Source organism: Bradyrhizobium sp. LjRoot220 (genome assembly GCF_964252915.1).
Classification (GTDB): Bacteria; Pseudomonadota; Alphaproteobacteria; order Rhizobiales; family Xanthobacteraceae; genus Bradyrhizobium.
Window position 1 is genome coordinate 439,476 of record NZ_CAXUPS020000005.1, and the last position, 16,104, is coordinate 455,579.

Here is a 16,104-nt window from a genome sequence, read left to right on the forward strand (position 1 = left end):
ATCCGACGGTGCATAGGTTGGCATAGAAATACGCGCTGGCGCGATCGGGCCGGTCCATCCCGGCCCCAAAAGCCGATTCTCGTTCCGCAGTCACGGAACTTCGAGCACCCGTGTCCCCCACCTTGACCCGCAATCCCGACCACGAATCAAGCGGCAGGCGTCCGCCATTTCCGCTATAATCAAACCATGACGATCGGGATTACCGGACCCGAACGGAAGGCACCAAGGCAAAGCGCCGTGGCCGGGTTCATCGTTGCGGCCGTCGTCGGCGGGATTTGCCTGTTCCTGCTCTGGCTCGCGAGCGACTTCCTGGTCGACTGGCTGTGGTTTTCCGCGATCGGTTATCTGCAGGTTTTTTGGACAATCATCGGCGCTAAAGCCGTCGTCTTTTTCGTGGTCTGGACCGGAACTGCGGTCATCCTTTGGTTGAACGGATGGCTCGCGGTACGTTTTGCCCGACGACAGCCGACGCTATCTGTCTCGGCCTTCGTGTGGAATCTTGCGGGCAACGTGCCACCGCCCGATCTGATGGCGGTCCTGCGCGATCGGTTGCCCTGGTCCCGGGTTATCGTAGGCGGTGCAGGTTTGCTCGCTCTGCTGGTTGCCGCCGCAGAAGTCGGCAATTGGGGCGTCATCCTGCAGTTTTTCTATCACGTCCCCTATGGTGCAGACGACCCGCTCTTCAACAAGGACATCAGTTTCTATCTCTTCGTGCTGCCGGCTTATATCCTCATCAAAAACTGGATGCTGCTCACACTGGTTCTAAGCGCGATCTTCGCCGGAATGATCTATTGGGTGCACGGCGACATCGAATACGACATTCATCACCGATCGATGTCGCCGACAGCCATTGCTCATGGCTCGGTGTTGATCGCTCTCCTCTTGGCCGTGAAGGCCTGGTCCTACGGTCTCGACCGTTATCTGCTGCTCTATAGCGACAACGGCGTCGTCGTCGGCGCAAGCTACACCGATGTACATGTGGGGCTGCCGGGCCTGTGGCTAATGATCGGGCTGTCGATCATTGCGGCGTTTGCTGCGTTGGCAAATCTCCGGGTGAGGACCTACCGGATTCCTGTCGCCGCGGTCATGCTTGTCGTCATCTGCTCTCTCGTGCTGTCCGGCGTAGCTCCGGTGTTGTTCCGGCAGTTCTTCGTCAAACCAAGCGAGTTGGAGCTGGAGAAGCCCTACATCGAACGCAACATCGCGCTCACCCGGCAGGCATACAATCTCGATCAGATCGCAGCCAAGCCGTTTGCCGCCGAACAGAAGCTTACCCTCAAGACGCTCGACGCCAACAAGGCGACAATCGACAATATCAGGCTGTGGGACTGGCTGCCCTTATCGGACACCTACGCGCAGCTGCAAGAGATCCGCACTTACTACAAATTCCATCATCTTGATGTTGATCGCTACTGGCTCGATGGCTCCTACCAAAGCGTAATGCTCTCGGCGCGAGAACTGCGGCCCTCCCTGCTGCCGCCGAATGCCCAGACATGGGTCAACCGCCACGTGCTGTTTACGCACGGCACCGGCGCGGTGATGAGCCCTGTCACTCGCAAGAGCACTGAAGGGCTGCCATTCTTTTATTTGCGCGACATCCCTCCCGTTGCGGACGGAGGCCCCCAGATCCAGGAACCGCGCATCTACTATGGCGAAGAGCGCGACAGCTACGTCATCGTCAAGGGGAGCACGCCCGAGTTCGACTATCCCAAGGGAAAAGACAATGTCTACGCGGCTTATGACGGCACCGGTGGCGTTCCGATAGGAGCGATGGTGTGGAGAGGGCTGTTTGCTTATTACTTCAACGACCCGAACCTGCTGCTCTCAAGTTACATCACCGGCGACAGCCGGATCATGATCCGCCGCAATATCGGGGAAAGGGTACGAACGATCGCTCCGTTCCTGAGGCTCGATCACGATCCTTATCTGGTCATCAGCAATGGGCGGATGTTCTGGATGCAGGACGCCTACACGGTAAGTTCCTATTTCCCCTCAGCGCAGCCGGCGCAAGACATGAATCTCAACTACATACGAAATTCAGTGAAGGTCATCATCGATGCCTATAACGGAACCGTCGACTTTTATCTGATGGACACCGTCGACCCTATCGCCGCGACCTACCAGCGCATCTTTCCGAGCTTGTTCAAGCCGTTCTCGGCTATGCCGGCGGGCCTGCAGAGGCACATTCGCTATCCAGAGGATCTGTTCCTGATTCAGGCGCGGATCTATCAGACCTACCACATGGAGGCCGCCGACGTTTTCTATAACCGCGAGGATCTCTGGCAGTTTCCGCGCCAGCCGGGCGGCGGCGGCGTTGCAACGATGGCCCCTTATTACATCATCATGCGGCTGCCCGGCGAGCCGCAGGCCGAGTTCTTCCTCATGGTTCCCATGGTGCCGAGCCGCCGCGACAACATGATCGCGTGGCTCGCTGCGCGCTGTGACCCGCCCGACTACGGCAAGCTCATCGTCTACGAGTTTCCAAAGGAGAAGCTCGTCTATGGACCATTCCAGATCGAAGCGCGGATCAATCAGAGCACCGAGATAACCCAGCAAATTACGCTGTGGAACCAGACGGGCTCGCGGGTGATACGCGGTGCGAACCTGCTGGTGATCCCGATCGAGAACTCGATCCTTTATGTAACGCCGCTCTATTTGCGAGCGGAGCACGGATATCTGCCGGAGCTGAAACGCGTGATCGCAGCCTACGGTGAAAAAGTGGTGATGAAGGAGACGCTCGCCGAGGCACTGTCAGCGCTGTTTATAGAGCCCGGCGCTGCGCCGGCAGTTGCAAGCACGACAGAAGAGATGCCCGCGACAAGCCCAACGGCAAGTCAGGCACGGGAGGCGCTTGATCGCTACAATCAAGCAGTGGAGAGATTGAAGTCCGGAGATTGGAAAGGCTTCGGCACGCAGTTCGATGCAATGCGCGCGCTTCTGGAGGAAATGAACCGACGCCCCACCGGCCACTAGGGCCCCAAACCTTCAGTCCAGCGCTGCCTCCGACCCGGAGAAGCGGAAATTATGAATACGGATACGGTGCCACGATTGAGTTTTGCTCAAATCATATCGCGATTGCAATCATATACGAGTTCGCAGTTCTGTTCTGAGTGGCGCGCCATTTGCCACCATTCAGAATAAAACTGCGAACTCCGCACCCATAGCGATGCAAGATTGGCGAGGTCATCGGCCCGTGTGCGGCTTGGGTATGTCCGGCTGGTTTGTTGTCGGATCCGGTAACAGCGCTGACAACAATCCATCTGTCTGCCCAACTAGCCCGTGATGCGTCAAGCTGCGTCGCAGTAAGTGGAACGTGCGGGCGATGTCGTCGAGCTCAGCGGCTCGCAGTAGAGCGGCCGTCGAACGCAATTCGTTAAAACGCAATTCTTCAATAAGGCATCGCCGCTTTCGTGTTTTAGCGGTCGAGGCCCCAAACGTCCGGATTTCGTGCGAAGTACTCGATCAGCATTTCGATGAGGACCCGGACTTTCCGTGCGGGGTGCTGGCCCGGCGGTCGGACGACATACGCGCCTGCCGAAGGTGGGGGATAGCGTGTCATCACCGGAACGAGCGCGCCGGAGGCCACATATTCGTGTGTGATGCAATCGGGGAGCCAGGCGATGCCGAGCCCTGCCGCCGCTGCAGCGGCAAGCGCCGTCGCGTTGTCGGCCTTGAACCTGCCTTGCGGCTGAACCGTGACAATCCTGCCGCCATCCGTGAACTGCCAGGCTTCCGTTCCTTGCATGAGGGCCTGATGGTTGACGAGCTGCTCTACCGTCTCAGGTGAACCGTGCGCTTTGATATAATCCGGGCTTGCGACAAGCTTTCCATAGATCGGCCCGACGCGCTTCGCGATCAGGTTGGAGTCCTGAAGGTAACCAACCCGGATCGCGCAATCGAAACCTTCGGCGATCAGGTCGACGAAGCGATCGCTGTAGGAGGTATGGATGTGGAGCTGCGGGTGGTGTTGGGCCATTTCCGCAAGCACGGGGGCGAAGTGGGTCGGGCCGAAAGAAAGCGGCATGGCAACCCTCAGGCGGCCGCGCAGCTCACCGGTCGGGAGGATCGTTTCTCTGGCCGCATCGATCTCGGCGCTGGCTCGGGCCGCATGGTCTCTGAACGTGATTCCCGCTTCTGTGAGCGCGGCGCCGCGGGTCGTACGTGCGAGGAGCTGGACGCCAAGCTCCGCTTCAACCCGAAAGAGCCGCCGACTGACGATTGACTTGGAGACGCCGAGCCGGCGCGCGGCGGCCGATACGCCCCCTGCATCGGCCACTGCGACGAATGTCTGTAGATCTTCGATGTCCAATTCGGTGTTCCCCATTTCGCGACACAGATTGCCTGATTGTGACACTACCGCGTCACCTGGGGGAACAGCAAATTGCGTCCAGACAGCGTCGCCGCTGGCGCATGTCTCCCGTGAACCCATTGCCGTCCATGGCGGCAGAGAAAGGAAGTCTTGATGACCCCTCGTAACGGCCTTGATTCGCTTCTTCGTCCTGAAGACTCGGTCCTCGTTCTGATAGACCACCAGCCCTATCAGCTCACAAACGTGAACAGCCACGAACCGCAGATGGTGGTCAACAATGCGACGGCTCTGGCGAAGGCCGCCAAGGCCTTCGGTGTCCCCACGATCCTGACCTCCGTGATCGCGGAGCGGGGTGGTCTCCTCTTTCCTCAGATCACGGACGTTTTCCCTGGCCAAGAAGTGATCGACCGGACGTTCATCAACACCTGGCAGGACCGGAAGGTGGTGGATGCAGTCAAGGCCACGGGCCGCAAGCAGCTTATCATCGCCGGCCTGTGGACCGAGATCTGCGTCGCGATGCCGACGATCCAGGCTCTCGGCGAAGGCTGGGACGTGACGGTCGTCACCGATGCGTCAGGCGGTGTTTCGGTCGAGGCCCACGAGGTCGCGATCCAACGCATGATCGCGGCCGGCGCGAACATGATGACCTGGCTGGTGGTGGCTTCGGAATGGCAGCGCGACTGGGCCCGCACAGAGCATGCCGCCGAGCTTTCGGAGCTGCTTGTGCAGCATGCCGCCGGCAGCGGCATTGCCTTCCTCTGGGAGCAGCAGCTGCTCAACACGCCTGTGCCGCGCAAAGGTTGATCCGGGCCGGGATGGCGAGCACTTCGGTGAGGGGCGGGATCGATCCGTTTGCCGGCCCTCGCCATCCTCGCCCTTCCGGCTTCAACCTTCGTGGTCGTGAAGCTCGTGGTCCTCGGCGGCCCGAACTGCAAGTTGCAGGCGGGTGCTCACCGTCAGTCGGACGCGCCCGAACGGCGTTCGCGCTCGGGATGATCGCCGCCACCCAGGTCTTCGCCATGCATGCCCGTCGATGCCGATGCGCCGCGGGATCGAATGACGATCGCGATGACATCGATCTCGACCTTGAGCAGGTCGAGGTCGCGCGTCATCTCGCGCAATTCCTGACCCTTGCGGGCAATCTCCTCCGAGACGTCGATAGCCATGTTGCGCTCGGTGACCCCGCCCGAGCTGCCGGTGAACATCTTGGCCTTGATCCACTCCAGCCGCGCCCGGTGTGTATCGCGCGTGAATTTCTTTTCGACGAATTGCCGCCGGCCTTCGACATAGGCGGCGAGCAATTCCACGTCGGACATTTTGTACAGGGCGTCGGCTGAAAGGCTCATGGTACCGTGCTCGGGCAGTTGAGATCATGAACTCGCCAGGCGGACGCGCCGCCCCGCCATGTCGTTCGGAACCTTGTCCCCAGAATATTGACGCGCCAGCGCTCAACCAAGTGGAATCTTCGCCGTACCATGCCGGAATCTCGAATCGCTGGAGGAATTGGCCATGGCGACGAACATGGCGCAAAAGCGTGCAAGGAAAGCGCAACGGCGCAAGCAGGTGGTGATGCAGAAGCGACGGGCTGAGCTATTGGATGCAAGCCTGCCCGCCCGTGTGCTTCGGGCTGCTCATGAGCCCATTCAATACTGCTTCCTCACCGAAGAGATATTCGAGATTGGCATTGGGACGCTGGTTCTGGCGCGCGGCGCCACGCCCCATCGCCTCGCGCTAAGCTCGTTCCTGATCGACGTTTTCTGCCTGGGCATCAAGGACGTGATGTTCGAATCGGTCGATAGCGAATATTTCTCGATGTACCTCGACGCGACGGGTGCCGGGTCACCGATGGTCGCCGTCGATCCGAGCGATTCCCGCAGACTGCTGCGCGATCTCGCCGCGTGGTCGCAATCGATCGGTTTCCCGCCGCACCGGGATTTTGCAGCGGTGGAGCGGATCTTCGGCGATGTGAACGCGGACGCCAGCGAAGCGGCCTTTCGGTTCGGTCGCGACGGCAAACCTGTCTACATTCCCGGCCCGAACGATAGCGCTTCCCTCATTCGCCGGCGGATCGCGCAATTGCAGAAATGTCTCGGCAGCGACGGTTTCGGATTCGAAATTGCGGCCTGAGGCGGGATCCCGTGCGGCCAAGCGGCGCACATGAGCCCGCCGCTGCCGCCATGACGGCGGTTCGGTTCGCCGCGACGGCGATCACTTTCGCCAATCGCGAGAGGGCCGCCAGAACGACTGGCTTACCTCGTAATCGACGGCGGCGGGATCGAGGCCGATGTCGCGGATCATCCGCTCGTCGAGGCTGGCGAGTTCGCGGCGCGCCACGCGGCGGTGGTGCCACACCCGCAGCGTGGCGACAATCGAGCCCAGCATCAGGCTCCAGGTCGGGCGCGGCGTCACCGCCGGGTGAGCGGGAGCCGCGGCTGTGGGCTCGTGCGTGACCGATGTCCGCGGGGTCGAGCGTTGCCCCGGTGCTCGGTCCAGAAGCTTGGGCGTAATGATCGGCTGACGCCGTTCTGACACCAGTGTCGACATGATCGTCTCCTCTTCTCTTTCCCTGAATTGTGGCCAGCCGAAAGAAGTACCTTTGTTATTTCAGTGCGTTACGTCGCCGATTCGCCGGCCAGTGGCCGCGTCGACGATGGCTGTCCCGGTTATACGCCGCCATACCTGACACCCCGTGTCAGGTATTTTCTGATAGGCTGCGCAAATGCGCGCGAGCCGGCTGTTGTCGATCCTGTTGCTGTTGCAAGCCCGCGGCCGGATGACGGCCGAGGAGCTGGCGAGCGAATTCGAGGTTTCGGTTCGCACCATCTATCGCGACGTCGATCAGCTCAGCGCCGCCGACGTGCCGATCTATGCGGACCGCGGCCCGAGCGGCGGATTTCAGTTGCTCGATGGCTACCGCACCAAGCTGACGGGCCTATCGCCCGCCGAGGCCGAGACGTTGTCGCTTGCCGGCCTGCCGGGACCCGCGGCGCAACTCGGGCTCGCCGACGTGCTCACGGCGGCCCAGCTGAAATTGAGCGCGGCATTGCCCGAACGGTCGCGCGCGAATGCAGGCCGCGTCGCCGCACGATTCCACCTCGATCCCGTCGGCTGGTTCCGCAGTGCCGATGACGCCAGGCTGTTGCCGGCAATCGCCGACGCGGTGTGGAACGAGAAGTGCATCGATGTGCACTACCGGCGCGCCGAGGGCGCGGTCGAGCGCCGGCTGCAGCCGCTCGGTCTCGTGCTCAAGGCCGGCGTCTGGTACCTCGTCGCGCAGGTCGGCGATCAGCCGCGCACCTATCGCATCTCCAACTTCATCGATCTTGCAGTGACCGAGGTGTCGTTCGAACGGCGGAAGGATTTCGACCTGACGCGCTTCTGGGTCACCTCGTCACGCGCGTTCGAAACCAGCGTCTACCATTCCAACGCCACGCTGCGCGTAACGGCGCGCGGCCTCGCCAAGCTCGACGTCCTCGGCTCACACGTCGCGCGAGCGGCCGCCGCGACCGCAACGCCGGCGGATGCCGACGGCTGGATTAGCGTCACGATCCCGATCGAGTCGGTCGAGCGGGCCGCGTCCGGACTGATCGCGCTCGGCGCCGACGCCGAGATCGTCGAACCTTCGGAACTGCGCGAGCGGCTTGCCGCAACGGTTCAGCAGCTGGTCCGCCTCTATGCGCCCGTGCCGCCGACGGAGCACCGGCCGCGGCAGCCCAAGCGGCGCTGAACGCCGCACGCCCAAACCAAGCGGCGCCGCTGCTCGGTCAACTGCCTGTGAAGCCATTTCAGTTGACCCTCAGATGATCCCGTGTTGCCTGAGAACGGCTTGCTCATCCCCCGAGACCCATCCGAAGATCCTTGGCGCGTCTTGAAGCTGCTGCACCAGGTAATGCACCTCGAAATCAATCGAAATATCCGGTGCGCTGCCGCGGTCGTAGATGGCGGTCCAGGCGACGTGCGCCAGGCAATGGTGCTCGTCGATCGGCGCGATGCGGACATGACCAAGCCGCATATCCTTTGTCCCGATGCGGCGATAGTTCTCGAATCCCTGCCGCATCACTTGCTTCAAGTTCTCGTCATTCTGGCCGACACGGACGCCAGCCGGAGACGCTGCGACGAACGCGGCGGCGTATGACGATGCCACCTCGTCCATGTCCACGTTACCCGTGAGCGCCATTCGGAACAGCTTCTCGTAGCGCCCAAACAACTCCCTTACGCTATTCTCCATATGGGTCTCCCGACCATCGGAGCCGCAGCGAGTTTGCGGCTCCATTTTGCTCAACGGCGCAAAGGCATCTCGGTTCAACAAGAGTTGCGTATAGAGCAATTTTAGTTGACCTCCAGGCAAATTCGGGAAATGCTCCACGCCATGAAAATCCCTGACGAAGCCTTGACGAGGCTTGGTGGTCGCATCCGCTCGCTGCGGGAGGGGCGCGGCATGAAACTGAAGCAATTGGCCGACGCAACCGGGCTGTCGGACGCGTTCGTCTCGCGTCTGGAGCGCGGTCAGGTCTCAAGCTCGGTCGCGAACCTGATCCAGATTGCAGAGGCGCTCGACATCGGCGTCAGTGAACTGTTCGCCGATCCGCCCGATCGGCTTCGCAGCGATGTCACCGTGCATCGCCATGGCGACGGCGGAGAGGACCAGGGCATTCCGAGCACCGGCTATCGCTGGCGGCTGCTTGCCGGCGGCATGCCGAACGACGAAATCGAGGTGTTTCATCTGCTGTTCCCGCGGAAGAACCGCATGGACCTGATGGTGTCGCATCCGGGGCAGGAATATTGCTACGTGCTCAGCGGCCGCATCCGGTTTCATGTCGGCGCCGAAATCTTCGAGCTTGCGGCGGGCGAAGGCATCTTCCTCAATTCCGAATTGCCGCACCGCGCCGACAATATCGGCGAGGACGAAGCGCGGATATTGATGGTGGTCGCCAAATCTTCGCACACCAAATCTTCCGGGCGGAACGAACACTTCGATTGGTGGCGCGTGGCAGACGCCGCGGCCCCGACAAGATCCAGCACGCGTAAAACTACCAAAAGCAAAATCAGCCAGGGAGAATGACGATGCAACCAGCGGCCAATTCAGCCAGCGGCAAGCATTTGCCGTACGAGGCGAAGCACATCGACGACGTCGAGTGGGAGACCATTCGTTGGCCGGGCGAAACCGGCAAGATGCTGTTTCACCCGCGACCCGAACGGCCGACCGAACCAAACGCCGGAATCCTGCGCCTCGAACCCGGTGCGCATCATCCCATCCACAATCACGATTTCGCCCAGGTCTGGTACATCCTCTCCGGCGAATTCCGGATCGACGACGTCATCTACACGGCGGGAACGATGATCTTTCATCCCGATCCGCATTTCGAAGGCAAGTTCGAAACCGCCACGGGTGGCGATATCCTGATCGTGCAATATCCCGGCCCGACCACCGGCGGCAGGCCGATCTATGCCGGGCGCTTCAACATGGAAAAGCGCCGCGATATCTCCGAGGAACGCACCGATCTTTGATCGCGGCAAGCCTGTCAGCGCGGAGGGCGCAGGCGGAATGGCGGCAGCCTATTCCGCCGTTTCACGGTCGATCGCCTCATAGGCGCGCCTCAGACGCTTCTCTCGCCTAGCCGGCATAGAACCGGCTCCACGGATGAATAGCGCGGGACTCCGTCAACGCCGCCATGCGCCTGCGGTAAAGCTGACAGGCGCCGTCGTAGAAAATCACATCCTCGGCCAGCATCGACCGCAGCTCTTCGATCTCGTCTTGCGGTACGTCGACCGCGCTTTGTGCGGTGACGTTGAGCGGGCGATAGCCGACGTCGGGCAGGCCGGCGAGCGAGCCGAGCAATGCGGTGAATTCGGAAAACTGTGCCTGCAATCCAAACAGCGATATCCCGGTCTCCAGTTTGGACAGCGCATCCGACGCGGTCGGTTTCTCCGGCGAAAACACCGCGTATTGCGGCGGCAGCGCGCCCTGAAACTTCTGGAAGTAAGCCGGCAGCTTCAAGCCGCCACGAATCTCCGCATGCAGGGGCGTGTTCTCCCGGGTCGAATGATAGCGAAAGTGCGACACGATCCGCTCGACCGGATCGCGCAGCATGGTAATCGCGAGATAGCGCACCGGCATGTGGCGCAGCAGGTCGTTGGCGAGATCGATGTGGCCGGTGAAAAACACCGGCCGCTTCGTGTCGTCATAGCCCGGTGGCTGGACCAGCGAGACGAATTCATCGGGATAATAGCGCGGGAAGAAATCCGAGCTGTAGGCGTCGCAGCGAAACCGGTAGTTCTTCATCAGGATATGGTTCAGCGTGGTGCCGCCGGCCTTCGGCAGATGGATGAACACCAAAGGCGGCACGGTCGCTGCGGGCGCCGAGCCGTCGCGGATCGCCACCAGTTCCTCGAAACGATAGGGCGTCCCGCCACCGACGGCGCCGAGCGCGGTCAATTCCTCGAAAGTGCGTCCGTGGCTGACCTTCAGGCGGCGAATTTCCAGGTCGCGTTCGGCAAGCAGTGCGCGCAAGCTCTCTTCAGACACACGGATAATTCCTCAACGATTTCGGTTTTGGACGACTTCCGGCAATCATGCCTTGCTTCTTCCCGATCGGAAAGTACCTTGGCCCGCCAGGCTGCCAAGTGCCGCGGCAGCTCCAAAACCCGCTTTCCCCGTTTCCCGACCGGCCTGTTCCCTGCGGAACAGGCGGCCGGCTTGCCCTGTGGCACGGTCACTCCATCGAAGCCGGGCATTGGGCCGCGGCCGATTTCAAACAGGAGTGACGACAATGGCTACGATCGGAGGCTTTTGGTTTATGTCGAACAATCTCTCCGGCACGGACGACAATGATGATATGTTCGGCATGGGCTTCGCCGACATTCTGCATGGCAATGGCGGCAGCGATACGATGCATGGCGGCGGTGGTAACGACCAGATTTTCGGCGAAGACGGCAACGACAAATTGTTCGGCGATGAAGGCGATGACAAGCTGTTCGGCGACGCCAACAACGACACGCTGGACGGCGGAAAAGGCGACGACAGGCTATACGGCGGTGCCGACCAGGATCGCTTCATCGACACCCACGGCAACAACCACATCGATGGTGGTACCGGCTTCGACACGCTCGACTATTCGGGCTTCACCGGCGGGCGCGTCAGGGTGACGATGGCCGACTCCGGACGTGAAGGTCTCGCGATCCGCGAAGACTTCATCTCTCAGGGTACCGGCGGTCATTTCGAGCGGGACGGCAGCGACAGCTTCGTCGCGATCGAGAAGGTCATTGGAACGTCGGGTGCTGACGTCATCATCGGTAACAATACCGGCAACATCCTGCGCGGCGGCGCGGGCCTCGACACCGTGACTGGTGGCGGCGGTTCGGACGTATTTCTGTTCGACGACGGCGACCTGTCGACCTTTGCATTCGATCGCGTCACCGACTTCGACACACAGGACGCCCTCGACTTCCGCGACATGGACGCGCGAACCGACGTTGCCGGCAATAATGAGTTTCACTTTGTCAGCAATTTCACGGGAGCGAGCGGCGAACTGGTCCTTCGCAACGTCGGGAATGGCGACTTCAACCTGTTCGCGGATACCAACGGCGATGGCTCTTCGGATTTCATCCTGCTCATTCACGAGACTACGGCGGGCGCGCTGACAACCAGCGACTTCCTGCTCTGAGATTGCTAGAAACTGGCGCAATGCGGTGCGGACGGTTCAGATCGTCCGCACCGTCTGCGTTTTCAGGCGCCCCGTCTGGCCAAACGGCGGCGGACGAACTATCGTCGCTTCATGTCAGCCCCAAAGCGCGTCCACGCCGACCGGTGTTGCGGCGCGATCATCGACTACCAGGATTTCTTTTTGGCGCAGCTCGAGCCGCGCAAGCGCGCTCGCCTGCGCAAAAACACCCGAAACTTCGCCCGCCTCCTTGTTTACATGCGTATTCCGACGCTCGTCACACTCGAGCGCCCGGTCCACCGAAAAGGCGCGGTGCCGCAGGACGTCAAGGCGCCGCTCGGTAACGCCGCCAAGGTCTTCGAGAAGGATTTCTTCGACCTCACCAAGGAGAAGCCGATCCGGGCCCATCTGAAGCGGCTGAAGAAGACACAGATCATCGTCGCGGGCTGCGAGACCGATGTGTGCGTCCTGCAATCCTGCCTCGGGCTTCTCGAAATGGGTTTTGAGGTTTTCGCGGTCGAAGAACTGCTGTTTTCGTCGACGCGCAATGTCGATGCCGCGCTGGCGAGGCTGAGGTCCGAAGGCGTGACCATCCTGTCTTACAAGACGCTGTTCTTCGAACTGGTCGAGGCTGTGGCAGGTGGACCGCATGCCGAAGCGATGGTCGCGAAATTCGGCGAATTTCCTGCCGATCTGCCGGAAGAAGCCGTGTCGTGATTTCGCGGCGTCCCTGACGCCGGAAGCCGCGCATTCACACCTCCCATGCGCCGCGACGATTGGCATTTTGCGATCGCCGAACCTATAGTCGGGGGCGTCAGGCGCGAGAACGACCAGCCAATGCGAGCAACCATCATCACCGGCGGCGGGTCCGGGATCGGCGCCGCCGTCGCGCGGCGGCTTGCGGCCAATGATCAGTGCCTGATGTTGCATGGCCAGGGCGCCGATGCGGGCGGGATTGAGCGCCTGAAGGGCGTCGCGGCGGACTGTCAGCGCGCCGGCGCGCGGGTCGAGTGGCGTAGCGGCGATCTGGCGGCGGCCGGCACGGCATCCGAACTCGTCGCTGCCACGCGCGCTGCGTTCGGAGCGGTCGATGCGATCGTGCATGCGGCGGGCTTTGCCGACAAACGCCATTTTTCGCAATTGCCGCGGGACGGGCTGGAGCGGGCGTTCGCGGTGATGGCCGCTTCGTTCCACGAGCTCGCGGCCGCGGCGATGGCGGATATCATCAGCAGCGCGCAAGGGCGCGTCGTCGCCGTCAGCAGTTTCGCCGCGCACCGGTTCACGCCCGATTTGAGCTATCCGGGGTCAGGCGCGGCCAAGGCCGCGCTCGAAGTGCAGGTCCGTTGTCTTGCCATCGAGCTCGCCGGATCCGGTGCTACCGCCAATGTCGTTGTGCCCGGATTTACGCGCAAGGATGCCGGGTTGTCCGGCGCGTTGGACCCGAAAGCCTGGCAGTCGGCTGCCAAAGCCAATCCGATGGCGCGATTGGCCGAACCCGACGAGGTGGCGGCCGTGGTTGCCTTCCTGTTGTCGCCGGAAGCCTCCCACGTCACCGGCGCGCTGTTGCCGGTCGACGGCGGGCTGACGCTGATGTGAAGTGCGATGCGAATTCCCCGGTGGTGAAGGTGATGTCAGAAAAGAAAATGGATGTGATCGTGCTCGGCGCAGGCATCGTCGGCGTGTCGGCGGCCCATGCTGCGCGGGAGCAGGGGTTGTCGGTCGTGCTGGTCGATCGGCGTGAGCCCGGCAGCGAGACCTCCTACGGCAATGCCGGCATTCTCTCCAGCGGCTCGATTTCCCCGCTCAACAATTCCTCGCTGTGGGGCGCGCTGCCGAAATATCTGACCAACCGGCACGCGGCGCTGCGCTGGAACATCGGCTGGTCGATCCGCAACGCGGAATGGGTGATGCAGTTTCTGGCCAATGCGATCCCGTCGCGAACCAAACCGCGGGCGAGCGCGCTGCACGGACTGATCGGCGCATCGCTGAAACTGCATCGGGACTGGATCGTGAAGGCGGGCGCGGGACACCGCATCCGCGAGACCGGCTGGCTGAAGGCGTGGCGCGGCGATGCCATCGAAGCGGCGAAGCGCGAGCAGGCCCTGTTGACCGAGTTTGGCATCGAAAGCCACTTGCTCGACCGCCAGGCCATTTCGTCGCTCGAGCCTGAGATCGTGCCGGTCTACAAGGTCGGGCTCCTGCACTCGCAGACCGCCTCGGTCGATTCGCCGGGGGCGGTGGTGAAGGCCTATGCCAAAATGTTCGCCGGCGCGGGCGGCGAGATTCGCCAATCCGATATCAAGGCAATCATGCCTGACGGCGAGGGCTGGCGCGTGGTGCTCGCGGATGGCGAGATTTCCGCGCGGCACGTCGTGGTCGCGCTGGGACCGTGGTCGGCGGATATGCTGCGGCCGCTCGGCTATCGCGTTCCGCTGGCATTTGAACGTGGCTACCATCGCGAGTTCAAGCCGAACCCGGCCCACGCGTTGCGGCGTCCGATCCATGACGCCGACGGCAGTTTTCTGATGACGCCGATGGAGCAGGGCGTTCGCGTCACCTCCGGCGTCGAACTGACCGATCGCGATGCGCCCTCATCCTTTGCCCAGATCGATGCGGTGGAGCCGCTGGCGCGCGAGGTGGCCGAATTTGGTGAGCAGGTCGGCGACACCTGGCGCGGGGCGCGGCCGACGCTGCCCGACAGCCTGCCGATGATCGGGCCGGCGCCGCGGCATGCCGGCCTGTGGCTGGCGTTCGGCAACCAGCACATCGGCTTCACCACGGGGCCCGGAACCGGCGCCGCGATCGCCGCCATGATCAAGGGAATGCCACCGCCTTTCGACGTCACCGCGTTTGCGCCAAGCCGCTACGTCTGATGCTCCATGGCGCCTTTCCTGATACATCTATTGACTTGGGTCTGTGTGCGGATCTGTACTCGGGAACTGCAAACGATCTTTCTTCCTGAATGATTGCGAACACCATTTAAATTGGAGTTCTGCGATGGAAGCAGCTTCGGGGCGCTATTCGGCAGCAACGCCGGAGGCAGGAAATGCCGGCGACGGACCGGCAATCTCCAACCAGGTCAGGACCATCAATCTGGCTCTTCAGGGTGGCGGCGCTCATGGCGCCTTTACCTGGGGTGTGCTCGACAGGCTGCTCGACGAGAAGGACGTCGCCTTCGAGGGATTGAGCGCCACCAGTGCCGGCGCGATGAATGCGGCGGTCTTTGCTTCCGGGCTTGCTGTCGGCGGCCGCGAAGGCGCACGCAAGGCGCTCGCCGACTATTGGAAACGCGTCAGCGATGCAGCAGCGCTGGGGCCATTGCAACCCAGTCCGATCGACCGGCTGCTGGGTGATCACAGGCTGACATGGTCGCCGGTCTTCTCGCTGATGGGTTCCGTGACGCGTGTGCTGTCGCCCTATGAGTTCAACCCTTCGGACTATAACCCGTTGCGTGAAGTGGTCGAGCAATCGATCGATTTTGACGCGCTGCGGCGCCCGGACTGTCCGCTCAAGCTGTTCCTTTCCGCGACCAACGTTCGCACCGGGAAGGTGAAGATCTTCGCCGGAGCAGAAATTTCCGCGGCTGCCGTGATGGCGTCGTCATGTCTGCCAACGATGTTTCACGCCGTCGAGATCGACGGCGAGGCCTATTGGGACGGCGGCTATATGGGAAATCCGGCGCTGTTTCCGCTGATCTACAACTGCAAGAGCTCCGACATCGTTATTGTCCATATCAACCCATTGTTCCGCAGGGAACTGCCGTATGCGGCAGGCGACATCCAGAACCGCATCAATGAGATCAGTTTCAATTCGTCGCTGATGCGGGAGATGCGGGCGGTCAGTTTCATTACCGGGCTGGTCAAGAAAAAGCGGATCGCCGGCGAAGACATTAGGCAGATTTTCATTCATAGCGTCGCTGACGATGAATTCATGGGCGCGCTCAGTCCGATGAGCAAATACAACGCAGATTGGGATTTTCTCGTTTTTCTTCGCGACCAGGGTCGAAAATGTGCGAACGATTGGCTGGCGAGCCATTTCGTCAAACTGGGCGTCGAATCCTCTGTCAATATCGACAAGGTATATCTCTAGACCTGTCATAGTTGTCGGATGGTGGCGCGCCATTCGTTATTTGCT

The 16,104-nt window shown here is 61.7% G+C and carries 16 protein-coding genes; 11 read left to right on the plus strand and 5 right to left on the minus strand.

The genetic code is table 11. The features are described 5' to 3' along the window. Nucleotides 1-186: 186 nt before the first annotated feature. On the plus strand, nt 187-2,973 hold the full coding sequence (locus ACSQ84_RS23320; protein ID WP_436214037.1) for a UPF0182 family membrane protein: 2,787 nt from the start codon (nt 187-189) through the stop codon (nt 2,971-2,973). 442 nt (nt 2,974-3,415) lie between these two features. Here the strand turns inward: ACSQ84_RS23320 and ACSQ84_RS23325 are convergent, their stop codons facing one another. Then, entirely contained in the window at nt 3,416-4,309 is an 894-nt protein-coding gene (locus ACSQ84_RS23325) for a LysR family transcriptional regulator (protein WP_436214038.1), read from the minus strand. A 153-nt stretch (nt 4,310-4,462) separates the two neighbouring features. Here ACSQ84_RS23325 and ACSQ84_RS23330 point away from each other — a divergent pair, with 153 nt between their 5' ends. Beyond that, nucleotides 4,463-5,113: a hydrolase gene (locus tag ACSQ84_RS23330; protein ID WP_436214039.1), complete on the plus strand. Its 651-nt coding sequence runs from the start codon at nt 4,463-4,465 to the stop codon at nt 5,111-5,113. Between the two features lie 152 nt (nt 5,114-5,265). Here the strand turns inward: ACSQ84_RS23330 and ACSQ84_RS23335 are convergent, their stop codons facing one another. Beyond that, nucleotides 5,266-5,655 carry a hypothetical protein gene (locus ACSQ84_RS23335; RefSeq protein WP_436214040.1) on the minus strand — a complete coding sequence of 130 codons (390 nt, stop codon included), beginning with the start codon at nt 5,653-5,655 and terminating at the stop codon, nt 5,266-5,268. Between the two features lie 163 nt (nt 5,656-5,818). Between ACSQ84_RS23335 and ACSQ84_RS23340 the strand changes: the two genes are divergently transcribed. Continuing rightward, nucleotides 5,819-6,436 (plus strand): hypothetical protein, encoded by a 618-nt coding sequence (locus ACSQ84_RS23340; RefSeq protein ID WP_436214041.1) that lies wholly within the window; start codon nt 5,819-5,821, stop codon nt 6,434-6,436. Nucleotides 6,437-6,517: 81 nt separating this feature from the next. Here ACSQ84_RS23340 and ACSQ84_RS23345 read toward each other — a convergent pair whose 3' ends face one another. Beyond that, the gene (locus ACSQ84_RS23345; RefSeq protein WP_436214042.1) at nt 6,518-6,853 is read right to left on the minus strand and encodes a DUF1127 domain-containing protein; all 336 of its coding nucleotides are present in this window, start codon (nt 6,851-6,853) and stop codon (nt 6,518-6,520) included. A 175-nt stretch (nt 6,854-7,028) separates the two neighbouring features. Here ACSQ84_RS23345 and ACSQ84_RS23350 point away from each other — a divergent pair, with 175 nt between their 5' ends. Beyond that, the gene (locus ACSQ84_RS23350; protein ID WP_436214043.1) at nt 7,029-8,036 is read left to right on the plus strand and encodes a helix-turn-helix transcriptional regulator; all 1,008 of its coding nucleotides are present in this window, start codon (nt 7,029-7,031) and stop codon (nt 8,034-8,036) included. Nucleotides 8,037-8,105: 69 nt separating this feature from the next. Here ACSQ84_RS23350 and ACSQ84_RS23355 read toward each other — a convergent pair whose 3' ends face one another. Further along, a complete protein-coding gene (locus tag ACSQ84_RS23355) occupies nt 8,106-8,762 on the minus strand; it encodes a hypothetical protein (protein WP_436214044.1) in 657 nt (218 codons plus the stop codon). Here ACSQ84_RS23355 and ACSQ84_RS23360 point away from each other — a divergent pair. Then, nucleotides 8,748-9,371 carry a helix-turn-helix domain-containing protein gene (locus tag ACSQ84_RS23360; RefSeq protein WP_436214045.1) on the plus strand — a complete coding sequence of 208 codons (624 nt, stop codon included), beginning with the start codon at nt 8,748-8,750 and terminating at the stop codon, nt 9,369-9,371. The genes ACSQ84_RS23355 and ACSQ84_RS23360 overlap by 15 nt on opposite strands. 2 nt (nt 9,372-9,373) lie before the next feature. Next, nucleotides 9,374-9,817: a cupin domain-containing protein gene (locus ACSQ84_RS23365; protein ID WP_436214046.1), complete on the plus strand. Its 444-nt coding sequence runs from the start codon at nt 9,374-9,376 to the stop codon at nt 9,815-9,817. 106 nt (nt 9,818-9,923) lie between these two features. On the opposite strand, the gene ACSQ84_RS23370 is transcribed toward ACSQ84_RS23365, so the two are convergent. Continuing rightward, on the minus strand, nt 9,924-10,835 hold the full coding sequence (locus tag ACSQ84_RS23370) for a sulfotransferase family 2 domain-containing protein (protein ID WP_436214047.1): 912 nt from the start codon (nt 10,833-10,835) through the stop codon (nt 9,924-9,926). 244 nt (nt 10,836-11,079) lie between these two features. Here ACSQ84_RS23370 and ACSQ84_RS23375 point away from each other — a divergent pair, with 244 nt between their 5' ends. The 5 genes from ACSQ84_RS23375 to ACSQ84_RS23395 all read left to right on the plus strand — a co-directional run bounded on the left by ACSQ84_RS23375 (nt 11,080) and on the right by ACSQ84_RS23395 (nt 16,059). Beyond that, entirely contained in the window at nt 11,080-11,973 is an 894-nt protein-coding gene (locus ACSQ84_RS23375; protein WP_436214048.1) for a calcium-binding protein, read from the plus strand. Nucleotides 11,974-12,084: 111 nt separating this feature from the next. Next, complete coding sequence (locus tag ACSQ84_RS23380; RefSeq protein WP_436214049.1) at nt 12,085-12,687, plus strand: isochorismatase family protein; 603 nt, start codon at nt 12,085-12,087, stop codon at nt 12,685-12,687. A 120-nt stretch (nt 12,688-12,807) separates the two neighbouring features. Next, nucleotides 12,808-13,566 (plus strand): SDR family NAD(P)-dependent oxidoreductase, encoded by a 759-nt coding sequence (locus ACSQ84_RS23385; protein ID WP_436214050.1) that lies wholly within the window; start codon nt 12,808-12,810, stop codon nt 13,564-13,566. 32 nt (nt 13,567-13,598) lie between these two features. After that, nucleotides 13,599-14,843, plus strand: a complete 1,245-nt coding sequence (locus ACSQ84_RS23390) for an NAD(P)/FAD-dependent oxidoreductase (protein ID WP_436214051.1) — start codon at nt 13,599-13,601, stop codon at nt 14,841-14,843. Between the two features lie 124 nt (nt 14,844-14,967). Continuing rightward, the gene (locus tag ACSQ84_RS23395; protein WP_436214052.1) at nt 14,968-16,059 is read left to right on the plus strand and encodes a patatin-like phospholipase family protein; all 1,092 of its coding nucleotides are present in this window, start codon (nt 14,968-14,970) and stop codon (nt 16,057-16,059) included. Nucleotides 16,060-16,104 lie beyond the last annotated feature (45 nt).

What these genes read in the sequence shown, in the direction of transcription:
- ACSQ84_RS23320 (WP_436214037.1), top strand. Translation starts at nt 187, where the DNA reads ATGACGATCGGGATTACCGGACCCGAACGGAAGGCACCAAGGCAAAGC.
- ACSQ84_RS23330 (WP_436214039.1), top strand. Translation starts at nt 4,463, where the DNA reads ATGACCCCTCGTAACGGCCTTGATTCGCTTCTTCGTCCTGAAGACTCG.
- ACSQ84_RS23335 (WP_436214040.1), bottom strand. Translation starts at nt 5,655, where the DNA reads ATGAGCCTTTCAGCCGACGCCCTGTACAAAATGTCCGACGTGGAATTG.
- ACSQ84_RS23340 (WP_436214041.1), top strand. Translation starts at nt 5,819, where the DNA reads ATGGCGACGAACATGGCGCAAAAGCGTGCAAGGAAAGCGCAACGGCGC.
- ACSQ84_RS23345 (WP_436214042.1), bottom strand. Translation starts at nt 6,853, where the DNA reads ATGTCGACACTGGTGTCAGAACGGCGTCAGCCGATCATTACGCCCAAG.
- ACSQ84_RS23350 (WP_436214043.1), top strand. Translation starts at nt 7,029, where the DNA reads ATGCGCGCGAGCCGGCTGTTGTCGATCCTGTTGCTGTTGCAAGCCCGC.
- ACSQ84_RS23360 (WP_436214045.1), top strand. Translation starts at nt 8,748, where the DNA reads ATGAAACTGAAGCAATTGGCCGACGCAACCGGGCTGTCGGACGCGTTC.
- ACSQ84_RS23365 (WP_436214046.1), top strand. Translation starts at nt 9,374, where the DNA reads ATGCAACCAGCGGCCAATTCAGCCAGCGGCAAGCATTTGCCGTACGAG.
- ACSQ84_RS23375 (WP_436214048.1), top strand. Translation starts at nt 11,080, where the DNA reads ATGGCTACGATCGGAGGCTTTTGGTTTATGTCGAACAATCTCTCCGGC.
- ACSQ84_RS23380 (WP_436214049.1), top strand. Translation starts at nt 12,085, where the DNA reads ATGTCAGCCCCAAAGCGCGTCCACGCCGACCGGTGTTGCGGCGCGATC.
- ACSQ84_RS23385 (WP_436214050.1), top strand. Translation starts at nt 12,808, where the DNA reads ATGCGAGCAACCATCATCACCGGCGGCGGGTCCGGGATCGGCGCCGCC.
- ACSQ84_RS23390 (WP_436214051.1), top strand. Translation starts at nt 13,599, where the DNA reads ATGTCAGAAAAGAAAATGGATGTGATCGTGCTCGGCGCAGGCATCGTC.
- ACSQ84_RS23395 (WP_436214052.1), top strand. Translation starts at nt 14,968, where the DNA reads ATGGAAGCAGCTTCGGGGCGCTATTCGGCAGCAACGCCGGAGGCAGGA.